This is a genomic window from Anaerotignum sp. (genome assembly GCF_051877975.1).
Taxonomy (GTDB): Bacteria; Bacillota; Clostridia; order Lachnospirales; family Anaerotignaceae; genus Anaerotignum_A.
Genome location: NZ_JBJEJK010000012.1, coordinates 1 through 12675 on the forward strand (window position 1 = coordinate 1; position 12675 = coordinate 12675).

The 12675-nt window shown below is 39.3% G+C and carries 5 protein-coding genes; all 5 read right to left on the reverse strand.

All coding sequences use genetic code 11. From position 1 onward, the window contains the following. Window positions 1-348: 348 nt before the first annotated feature. A complete protein-coding gene (locus ACI39P_RS01700; RefSeq protein WP_439718986.1) occupies window positions 349-1005 on the reverse strand; it encodes a hypothetical protein in 657 nt (218 codons plus the stop codon). Beyond that, entirely contained in the window at window positions 1002-2999 is a 1998-nt protein-coding gene (locus ACI39P_RS01705; protein WP_439718987.1) for a DEAD/DEAH box helicase, read from the reverse strand. The genes ACI39P_RS01700 and ACI39P_RS01705 overlap by 4 nt, the downstream gene beginning before the upstream one ends. A gap of 53 nt (window positions 3000-3052) precedes the next feature. Further along, complete coding sequence (locus ACI39P_RS01710; protein ID WP_439718988.1) at window positions 3053-3631, reverse strand: type III toxin-antitoxin system ToxN/AbiQ family toxin; 579 nt, start codon at window positions 3629-3631, stop codon at window positions 3053-3055. Between the two features lie 446 nt (window positions 3632-4077). After that, entirely contained in the window at window positions 4078-12012 is a 7935-nt protein-coding gene (locus ACI39P_RS01715) for a helicase-related protein (RefSeq protein ID WP_439718989.1), read from the reverse strand. Between the two features lie 12 nt (window positions 12013-12024). Then, complete coding sequence (locus ACI39P_RS01720) at window positions 12025-12666, reverse strand: YodL domain-containing protein (protein WP_439718990.1); 642 nt, start codon at window positions 12664-12666, stop codon at window positions 12025-12027. Window positions 12667-12675 lie beyond the last annotated feature (9 nt).

Genomic DNA, 12675 nt, shown 5'->3' on the forward strand with positions numbered 1-12675 from the left:
ATATTGGTTAAATCTGCTGGGCTCTGTGTGGCTATTTTAGGTGGGCTCTAACACTACCATTCTTTTTAGTATACTATTCCTTTTAAACAGTCTATCTGCAGGGGGATCAAGGGAACACCCTTAATAAACGTATTTTGCATGCAAAATGCTATGCTTGCTATAACAACATAACTTGCTATAACAACATAACTTGTTCCGAATTTCGTTGCTTACCAAAAAACAAAAAGACCTCATCACGAGGTCTTTTTGTAACCTAAAATGTAGCAGGTTTAATAACTACTGTGCTATTTTACTATAGCCAAAGGGGAAAGCCAGTATACAATTGAACTCATCCAATCCCTCTTTTCTTTAACTCTTATCATCTTTTTTAAGAAAAGAACAACTTGTTGTGGTATCTAATATGTCTTTGAGCATTGCATAATCAATGGCTTTTTCCAGACCAATCTTATAAGCTGAACAATCATCCAAACATATATCCAAATGATTGAGCGGATGCATTTTTCCATTGCAATGCTTTTCATCATAATCATATCTTAGATACCCTAAATCATAGGTTAAAATAAACTTCAATATAATCCATAATTGCTCAGTATCAATATTTTTGAGCATTTCGTTTTCACCCAAAAGTTCATCAAAAAAATTTTCTAAAGAACATGAATCTGCATTAAGTTTCTCAAATATTCTAATGAGTATTGATACTAATATTGAGTCTATATCCAATCCCGACTTTAAGTCATATATTTTATTAAGTTTTCCATTATTAAGTTCTATACAAAATGGGAATTGCATAGAAAAAATCTTATTTTCTAATATATAGAAAATTCGATTCATTTTATCGACATAAACCACTACCTTCTCTTTCCCTTGCCTATGCAAAAATTCTTCTGCATCAAACATCCTAACTGTATAAAGTAGCAACAATACTGCTTCTTCTCTACTTCTCAATGGTTTCTGTGCCATTTCTAAGATGGTTTTGCTCATATTGTAACTTAATTCTTTGCTCATGCTTTCTCCATTAATTCATAATTTATCTGGATTATAGTAGAAAGTTTTGTCTCATCTACTTCTTCTTTATATGATGTTTCAACCAATTTATGCAATCTTTTTCTTTCTTCTCCTTTTATGTCTAACTCATCCAGAATTTCTTCAACTAGATCATACTGAGATTTATGAACATTCGTTCTATTAATAATCGCATTATATAATTCTTCTTTTTCTTTTTCAGATGGTTCTTTAATGTTCAAGAATCCTTTCTCGTTAACAAAATCGATACCTTTTAAAATCCCGTCAATATTTTGGTTTTCTGCAGGTATAAGAAAATACGATGTCAAAAAAGATCTCGTTAACATCATATAGATAGAATTTCTACGCTGAAAATCATTTGTCAAGGTTCTTCTCATAATGCAAATAACAAAGGGAAACTCTAATCCCTTTACATTATTTCTATTACTAATAAACAAAGTTCCTTTTCGTTTTTCTCTTGTTTCATATCCGATATTTACATCCCAGCCGAGTTCTTCTTTCACTATTGTCTGTAAAGAAGATGCTAAATTGTAATTGTCTTTCACATTTTCCAAAAACATAATTCCAATATCATCTGGAGTAACAGTGGGATTTTCTTCTTTTATTTTTTCAAGAATAAATAACACCTGTTTTATATAGGACTCTTGACTAACTTGAACAATCTCAATCCCATTTTTTAGTTCAACATCTTCAATTCTCTTTAACGGTTTTCTATGAAGTTCAACATTTGTATTGGTTCTTTTTATTTCATATCCACAAGATTCCCATTCTTCATCTTTTAACCAACGAAGTTTTTCTTCAAATAATCCCATACCAATTGCATGAGCGCCCATTAAAGTTCTTGGATCGGTTCTATAACATTTATTTAACAGAAAATCTGGATTAACAATACTTAGCAATTGACTTTTAAAAATATCTTGGAAGATATCCCCAGCCACATAAACACATTGCTTTGCCACTTTCTCGCATAATTGAAAAAAGCTCTCCGAAAAATCCTGGCTTTCATCAATTAATATATAATCAAAGCAGCATTCAAAATTCTCAATCTGATTAATCTTCTCTAAAGCTATTGTACAGATTTCATCAAATGTTGTGTTATATGAATATCGTCTGAACGGAATATTATAATAATTACATATATAACTGTACACGCCAGAATTATAGTCCTTTTCAGATCCCCAGCTTCGCATAACCCAAAGTCTTTCATTCCACTTAATCTGTTCTTCAACTTTCATAAAATCAAAAAACTCAGGAACTCGTTTACGCAAACTGTCGGCAAGAATTTCATTATGGCATGTAAAAACAATTTTATTTTCATCCGAAGATATATATAATTCTTTAATCTTATGAAGCAATAATTCTGTTTTTCCTGTTCCTGCCAATCCCTGAATTGTAATTCTTTTCTTTCTAGGTTCATCAAAAATAAACTTCGTTTGTTCTCCATCAAACAATATTATTTTTCGTTTTATATGGTCCAAAATATTTTCCGGAACAGCCTCACCTAACCGCTTAGCATCATTTATACTTCCTACAGCTAATGTAATAAGGATTTCTCCCTTTCGTATCATCTCTGCATCTGACAATTGATTTTTCTCAAGTATCTGAGCAAAACTGTTTTTTCTGCGTTCTTCCTCACTAATCTTAACCGTATACTCATTTCTCCATTTTCTTGCACGACCTATTAAACTGATAAAATCATACTTTTTAACTATACTCCCAACATCTTCTATAAAGTCATCCACATATTCATCGAATAGATCTTCATCGTTTCCAAAACCAATAAACATAATTTTATGTTTTGGGATTAAAACAGCAAAACCATCATCATAGTCATAATCCATCTTTTTTTCAATAACAGGTTTCCTTAAAACATAAATAGGATCTATACTATCTGCTGTAGTTTGCTTGATATTATCGATAAATTCTCTCTGCTCTTCATTAGGATCAAAATTGATATAAAACAAACTGTTATCCATCTCTATCTCCTTTTGCCTGTGGGTTAATTCATCTTTTAAATCAACAAATATTTTTATATTTTATATGTATTACAAACCTGCTCCAATGCTTTAAAATCACAACAAAACTTTTTGACTTTTCCGGACCTCATTTGACCATCATAAAGTTTGTTTGCTTTTGCTATCAAATCATTTATTATCTTCAAACAAAAAACATACTCTTTGTTCAGCAAATCCTTATATTTTGCAACATCTTCGGAATCAGAGGTATCTTTGTTTATATTAACAATATTATAAACACCCTTTTTAACCGGAATCATTTTTTTAATGTCTATTATTGATAAAATATGTTTTACATCATCTCCTGCTGTTTCCTGTACCCAAATATCATTTGTACCCATTTTAGTTTTTGAAACATATTCATATACAAGATAGCATTCTTGATTTACATTTTTCCAGGATTTATGCTTGTCTTTTGCAGAGGACAAAGGAATCACATACTGCCTATTTCCTTCATTAATTAAAATCCCCACATACGGCTTACTTTCGTAACCTTTCGCTTTATAATATACCTCAGAACATTGAGCATTTAATGCTTTCAAATATTCTTGATCAATAGTTATAAATTTCAACTTTCCATCTAATGTAAACATGCATCATTTACTCCTTGGCAAAAAAAATGTGGGAAGCTATATTCACTTCCCACTCGTTAATGTTCATCTCTTTACGGATTATATACCGAAGGTTAATGGAGACCTTCTTTAATGCTCATCTCTTCCATAACTTAAAGCTATGAGGTTAATGGAGACCTTTCTACTATTATAATATGTCAAACCAAAACAAAAGTCAATATTTTATATGTTCCAAAGAAGGTTATTTTTTGAATTTCTCACAGTCTAAAAAACTTTTTCAAAATCATTTCACTATCATATTTTTGTTTAAAATAATATCACTTTTTTAAAATTTATTCAAGAAACAAAAGTATTATTCGAATAATAAGTGAAAAACTAAAACAACTCAAATTTTCAATTTTCACTTTAATTTTTGAAAACAGCTACTACAAAAAATCACTTTTAATATATAGACATTGGCGATAAAACTATCTTACACAGTCTAAATCCACAGACTTTTTCTTTTTTCTTTCGAGTTCTTCCTCATAAATATTACCACCATCCAAAATCACTGCATCCTTTTCATCCAGATTCAATAAAACGTTCAGTTCTGCCAATCGCTTATTCTTTTCTTTCAGTTCTTCTTCCATAGCAAATGGTTTCCCTAATTCTGCTTTGGTATTTTCTCGCTGTTGAATAGTACTTTCCAAAGTCTGTTTTACAGTTTCACATTTATTCTCCAGAGAAGCCAACAGATTATCAATTCTGGTGATGTTACCATGAATATCACTGCCTAATGCAACGCCATGGGACAATGCTCCTTTTAGATCTATCCGAAACTCACCGGCAAGAATGGAATAGGAAAGTTCTATTTTGAACCCACGATAGGAACCAATTTCTTTCGGGCCTTCATTCTGTATCAGGTGGCAGGCACCGATGATGGCCTTCCCTGCATCTGCCTTTTCGGTGTATGTAATGCCCATGATCTCCATCGGAGAAAACTTCTCTTTATCCTGCAGTGTGTTTTCCTGCAAAGTAGCCAGATCTTTTTCGTAACCAGCCACTCTCTCCCGCAGTTTTCTAATCTCCTGCGGAAAGTATTTCAGAATCTTATCCTCCAAATCAAACTGTTGGCTCATGTGGCTGCTTTTCAGAAGGTTTAATTTGCCTACTTCCATTTCCAGATTACTCTTTTCGATGATAAGAGGATTCCCTGTGGCAAGGGCTTTGATTTCTGCATAGGACAATGCCGTTTCATCCACATCTTCTGCTGCTCTGACAGGCGCTTTGCTGGTCATGATCTGTGCAATGAATTTCTGCTTATTTTCCACCAACTGATACAGATAGCTATCGAAAGTACCTTCTGTTACATAACGGAAAATATCTACTTCTGGGTTCTGATTTCCCTGACGGACAATTCGCCCTTGTCGCTGCTGCAGATCAGCAGGTCTCCATGGACAATCCAAATCATGGAGTGCAATCAGGTGATCCTGCACATTTGTACCTGCCCCCATCTTCTGGGTACTACCCATCAAAATACGAATATCTCCACGGCGTACCTTGGCAAACATTTCTTTTTTCTGGGCTTCTGTATTGGCTTCATGGATGAAGGCGATCTCTTCCTCCGGTACACCTTTTTCCAACAGTTTCTTCTTCAAATCATCATAGGCATTGGAAAACTGAGAATAGTCCATTTCAAAAGAACCATCTTCAATTTCTTTCATACCGATTATACCTTTGGTACTGGGCGTGGAAAGATCGCAGAACACCAACTGAGTTGCCCTCTGCTCTTTTGTTTCCTCCCAGATACGAAACACATTGTTAGCACAGACAGCCAATTTACAGGTTTCATCATCAGGCAGCATTGGATTGATGAGCCTCTGATCCAGTGCTAGTTTTCTGCCGTCATTTGTGATTTTCAGCATATTATCAACAGTAGGATCGACATTGCCAGTTCTGATTTCCTCTGCCCGCTCTGCCAGGGATGCCACCATTTCCTGCTGAATTTCTGTCGGCTTGATAACCTCCACATGGAAGTTCGCCTTTGGAACGGGTAAATTCAGCATATCCGCCGTCTGAATATCCGCCACACATTTGAACATGGACATCAGTTCAGGCAGGTTATAAAACTTGGAAAATCTTGTTTTCGCACGATAGCCTGTCCCTTCCGGAGCCAGTTCGATAGCTGTTGTGGTTTCCCCGAAGGTCGATGCCCATGCGTCAAAATGCTGTAATTCCATCTGTGCCAATGTGCCATACTGCAAATACCTCTGCATGGTATAAAGTTCTACCATAGAATTTGAAATAGGTGTACCCGTGGCAAACACAATGCCTTTGCCGCCTGTCAGTTCATCCAGATAACGGCATTTCATAAACAGATCAGAGGATTTCTGTGCTTCTGTCTGGGCAATACCGCTAACATTACGCATCTTTGTCACAAGGAACAAATTTTTGAAATAATGTGCTTCATCCACCATCAGGCGGTCAACGCCCAACTCCTCAAAAGTAACAATATTATCCTTTTTGCTCTGGTCATTCAGTTTCTTCAATTTTGCCTCCAGAGATTTCCTTGTTTTCTCCATCTGTTTGATGGTATAGTTTTCGCTTCTCGCTGCCTTTGCTTCTCGGATACCTTCGACAATCTCATTAATCTGACTTTCCAAGATATGCTGCTGTCGCTCTATGCTGACAGGAATCTTCTCCAACTGGCTATGTCCGATAATGACTGCATCATATTCCCCTGTGGCAATCCTACCGCAGAATTTCCTGCGGTTCTTTGTTTCAAAATCCTTCTTTGTTGCAACAAGGATATTTGCCGCAGGATATAATTGCAGCCATTCGGCACCAAACTGTTCTGTGATATGATTTGGTACTACTACCAAAGTTTTCGCACACAGTCCCAGGCGCTTACTCTCCATGGCTGCAGCCACCATCTCAAAGGTTTTGCCCGCCCCTACTTCGTGAGCAAGCAGTGTATTACCGCCATACATGATGTGGGCGATGGCATTGATCTGATGCTTTCTGAGAGTGATTTCTGGGTTGATGCCGGAAAACCGAATATGACTACCGTCATATTCACGGGGACGAATGGAATTGAAACGCTCATTATACAGTGTTACCAATCGTTCTCTTCGGTCGGCATCTTTCCATACCCAGTCCTTGAATGCCTGTTTGATGAGTTCTTGCTTGCTCTGTGCAATGGCAGTTTCTTTTTTGTTCAGCACACGCCTTTCATTGCCATCCGCATCAACGATTTTATCAAAGATACGAACGTCCCTCTGGTTTAGCGTATCTTCGATGATCTTATAGGCATTGATGCACTTTGTACCATAGGTGTTTTCGCTTTTGACATTGGTTCTGTCATAGCTTTTCGCAGTAACATTCCATTCGCCTGTATGCTTGGAATACAACACTTTGATCTGCTGTCTGGCATAGTAAGGTGTATCCAGAAGTTCGTATGTAAACTGCTGTGCCACATCTGCAGGCAGCCAAGTAGAACCCAACCTTACACTAATCTCACTGGCTTTCAAATCTTCCGGCTGTACCTGCTGTAATGCTTCAATATTTCCTTTCAGCACATCAGCCAACTGCGGATCTGTCGAAAATAATTCCGCCATCTGCTGATATTTCTTCAATTTCTGGCGTACATTACCAGAAAGAAAATCATCTGCTGTGCGATAAGTATATACCTCTTTGGAAAAGCCATCATAATCTCGGAATACAACGCCAGTCAGTTCGGAGAATAATGTTTCCTCGGCTCTGCCTGTCAGACTGGACATAAAGCCCATATCCACACAGGCCCGTTCTGCAAGAGAAACCGCCAATGCTTCACTGGCTGTATCAACTCTGTCCACTTTTACATTCGGCTTGATGGTACGTTTGGAAAACATATCTGCTTTCCGTTTCAGATTTCCCTGCTCGTCCAAGATTTCCAGAGAGCAAAGCAAAGGATAGCTACTGTCCTGAGAGAAAGCCATGTTGTTACCACGACTGTTCAGCAAACCATATTGCTTGGAAAAAGCATCATACAGTTTATTCAGCGTTTTTTGTTCTTCCAAAATATCCTTATCAGGATATTCCTCCGTCTGATATTCGATCAACCTTCTGACACTGTCACGGATACCGATCATCCCTCGAATGCGGCTTTCTGCCGTTGCAGAAACATTGGCAGGATACATGCGGCTGTTTTCACGATAATAGATGTCGCCATCTACTAAAGCATAACTAAAGTTTCGGATGGTCGGGTCTGCGGGAATAGACTGATCCTGCTCCTCATCCAGAATTTCGTCAAATTCGTACTCATTGACTTCTCCCTGAATATGAGTAATTGCTTCTGTCAGCTGTTCTCCCAGATCAGCGTCAGGGAACGGGTTACAAGTGGTCACCTTTTTACCGCCATATAGCCCTTCGTGATATTCCATTTCCCCAAGAACCATTTCTGGATGGTCAAGGAAATACTGGTTCATGGGAATACCATTTTCATTCTGCCCCAGATGTACCCAATCAGGCTCGATATCGATGATACGGTCACGCTTTTGCAGGAAAAGAATGTCTGCCGTTACCTCTGTCCCTGCATTCGCCTGAAACGCCGTATTGGGCAAACGGATTGCACCCAGTAGATCAGCTCTCTGAGCGATGTATTTTCGAACCGAGGAATTCTTCTTATCCATGGTTCCTTTGCTCGTTACAAAGGCAATCACGCCCCCTGGACGCACCTTATCAATAGTCTTGGCAAAGAAATAGTCATGGATCAGGTAATTATGCTTATCATATTTCCGATCTGACACTTTATAGTTGCCAAAGGGAACATTCCCCACCGCCACATCAAAAAAGCTGTCTGGGAGATTTGTTTCCTCAAATCCGCAAACAGCGATATTGTTTTTCTGATAAAGTTGTTTTGCGATCCTGCCTGTAATGCTGTCCAGTTCCATGCCATACAGCTTGCTTTCCTGCATACTCTCAGGCAGCATACCGAAGAAATTGCCCGTACCACAGGCAGGCTCCAGAATATTCCCTCTGCGAAATCCCATGTTTTCTATTGCCTGATACATGGCACGGATCACAACGGGAGAAGTGTAATGGGCATTCAGAACAGAACCTCTTGCAGAACCATATTCTTCGGGCGTAAGAAGTCCCTGTAATTCACGGTACTCATTCGTCCAGGAGGAATTGTTTTCTTCAAACACCTGCGGTAGACCACCCCAGCCAATGTACTTGGAAAGTATCTCCTGTTCTTCCGATGTAGCAAGGCGATTTTCCTGCTCGATCTGACGCAGAGTACGGATGGCTTCGATATTATTTCTGCATTTTTCCCTGTCACTACCAACACCCAAGGCATCATTTGTAATACGATAATTGATTTTCTCGCCTTCTGGTTGTTGCTCCGCTGGTTCCTCTTTCTTGGGAACAGAAATTTCAGGCAAAGAAAGTTTTTCTTCCTTCTGCTCTATCTTTTCTTCGGGAACAGGATATGGACTTTCATTTCTGGTGCCGATTAGAGCATAAGTGCCATTGTCATAGGAAATCAGCACTTCAAGTATCTCTTTTTTCCTTGCATAGTCCTTATCGAAGTCGGCGATATTATCCAGCACCGCTGTCATATCGGAAATCAACTTCTGCACTTGTTCCTGATCATCCAACAACTTACTGATAACATCAATCGTATTATTCCACCCCATATCCATCGAATACGGTTTTGGTGTATCCTGCGGTACTCTTTCATAAAAAGAGCGAATCCTTGCAGCCAGCATTCTTTTTTCATACTCAGGGTAATATTCTAATTCAGACTGGCTCATGTAGCGATTTTCTGAAATCAGCTTATCGATACGTTTCGCTACCTGCGGCCATGTCAGTTTGACTTTATCGTAAGGACGCCCAATGGCTCCACGGCTATATTCAAAACCCTTACTGCTATGGTCTATATTGTCCCCCATAGCAGCCATACCGCCAGTACCAAATTCATCTTTCAAGAAGTCTGCCTTTTCTTTTTCTGTATGATCGTTTGAAAAATAAGTATAAATCCGGTATTTCCCACCTTCTATACCACTGCCTCTGCGGATAAAAACAGCGTCAATTTCATCATCAGAAATAAATTTTCTTTCCTCTGCAAAAGTAAAACTATCCTGTGCTCGAAAAGGCAAAGGCACATAGCATAAATCCAAAACCCGTTCATGGACATCTTCCGGCTCATGGATGATTCGAAAAGAGGGCGGATAATTTGGCAGCATCATCGTTACATCACTAATATTTTTCGCTACTTCTTCCACCCAGTCATCATCTTTCAGTTTCTCTGAAACTTCATCTATGAATTTATCGTAACTAATACCATAAGGGGAAACGATTTTGTATTCATCAGGCACATTCCGAAATTCGTCACGGTACAATAGATTTATCTTTTCTGCCACATCACGCAGTTCCCATTCTCTCACCTGATCCAGTTCCTCCTGCGGCATGAACTGACCCATATCCAGCAATTCTTGGATACGGGTTGCTACCTGTTTCCATGTCAACAAAGAACTTTCATCGGATCGTTCAACGCTCACACCTCTTGCAATACGAATACCGTCAAAATCATATCTGGCTGTCACTCTTTCTTCGCCAATGATGAAGCCTTTGCCGTCATTTCCGAATTCTTCCCGCAAGAATGCTGCATCTCTTTCCAGCCCTTTGTTTTTCTGAAACCATGCACAGATACGCAGTCGGGTATTACGCTTATTGCTACCGCTGGTCAGCACTTCATCAATGACCTGCTGTGACAGAGTAAATGTAAGTTTAGGTGGCTCTTTTCTCTGCTTTTCCTGTTCCTCCGCTTCCACACCGAATAAGGACATCTGCTCCACCACTGGTTTCAACACTGGTAAAGGCTGTGCAGGAAAATACAGATTCCTTTCGATCAGATTTGCAACATATTCCTGTACGATACCCCACGAAAAAAGGGATTCTTCCTCTCTGGACAAATAACTGCCCTTCCAAGTCAGAAGTCCCTTTTCTTCTTTTTTATAACCTACTCGCTGTCCATCCAAAACGAGTAGTTCTGTATAGGCATCACCATAAATGCCCTTCATATACTCTGCCCGCTGATCCATATCCGTATGTTCTCCGAAATACTGGATCACATCGCTGCGTTTCACCTTCAGATGCTGTTCACTGCAAAACAGTTCGTTCAGCAATTCTTCATTGAGAAAGGGCGGCAATGTTTTTTCTTCATTACCGCCCTTAAGAGAAGGATTTAGCTGTAAATCAGGTCGCTGAGTGTCTGCTCCTCTGCGGCCTGACGGATATTGTTCATCAATCCTACCCATTTCATCTGATCCGTAGCTTTCATTTTCTCGGTCAGACCTTCCTGCTGGGCCATCTGTTTCGTCACTTCTTCCACCCGTTTCTGGGCTGTCTGCTCGATTTCCGCCAGATGTTCCATCAGTTTCCCTGTCAGGATCAGGGTTGAGTAGTATGCTTTCTTGTGGTTCTTCAGATATGTTTTCCGCATCTGCCCATATTTCCCGATGCTCGGCTGGTCTGCTGTCAGTGTCAGTTCCGGCAGCTGGTAATCGCCCATCTGCCTGTAAGTGATGTCCATACTCGACGCCCCTTTCTGTTTCATTCTTTTCTTCTGCTCTTTCAACTTCATTATCTACGGTGATTTCATTTTCTGCAAATTTTTTACCAGTTCTTTTTTCTTCCCGCAGCATCCCTTTCACGGTGCTTTCGATCTCTCGCAGTACCATCTCGGAAATATCACTGGAAGCCGTCCCCAAAACCGTAATCGTTTCCACCGTATTGAAATTGAAGATCTGCATAAAATCATCACGGCTTAGATATTCAGAAGCATCGTAGCCGCAACGGGTCAGCAGCATATAGCCAATAGAACTCTCCAACATCTGACGAAAGGCGACCTGTACGCTCAATCCATCCAAATCTTCCAGAAAACTACACTCTTTCACATCCATCAGATTTTCCAGATAATCTGTAAAATGGTCATCGGCAGCATTTTTTGCCGTAGAAAGCAAAATAGATGGAATATCACTTCCATCTACTGTGCCAAAACTATTCGTGAGGGTTTCTGCAACACCTTCCTGAAAACGCTGCTGCATCTGCCACAAACGAACTTCATTTCCATAATAACTATATGTATCCGTTATATCGAATATATACCGCAGCCGCAGTTTTTCCTGGCTGTCATCAATCAGGGCAATGCCTTTGGAGCCTTTGTTGATCCAGCGTCTGAATCGCCTGTTCCACATATCAATGGGAGCGCAGGCTGTGGCATTTGGCCTCTGGGCATGGATCAGTACCTGGTCATGAAAGGAATACTTATAGTTATTTCCCGCCGTTCTGAGAAATGCTGTCCAGTTCTGAGGATTGTTCGTCAAACTTCTGGTAGTCTGCTCTGCCAAGGGAATAATATCTTTGAGTTTCGATGCCAAAAATATCCCTCCTTATCCTCTTTCTTTTCCTATGATCACTTTTTTCTTCTTCTCTTTTCCTAAAAACTTTGGTACTTTCTTGAATCCAAAATCATCAATGTAAAATGCTTTTTTCTCTCCATTCCGATTCAGAACGACCACATCACTGACAGATAAAGAGTGCATCCTTCTTCCAAAAGGTCTTTCATCCCTGTTATGTTTTATAAATAAATCTTCCAATTCTTCTTTGGGTGAAAGCATGGCCTGATATACCTTCTGATAATCTGATGCTTGAAAATACTTCTTCGCAGAGTCATAGGAACGAAAAGCATAAGGCGTTAGCTCCAGATTTTTGATCTGATAAATTTCATAGGTATCTACTTTATCCCCTTCTCTGGGGTGCTCCGGTGCATATATCGCCCCCGCCCGTTCCATGTTCTCCGCAAACTGGCAGATATGATATACTGCATTCCCAATCTGCGCATGATAATCATCTATGTATTCACAGGACAAAATCCGCTGTTCACCTTCAAATGTATTCAGGATAATATTGGCTCCATCCGTCACAGAAAAATAGGTATTGTATTTAGCATCGATAAACCGAATTTCTCGGTTTCCTTCTTCATTCGGAAACGCCAATACGCCTTTTATGATTTGAGGATTGAAATTGCTCATTTGTATCAC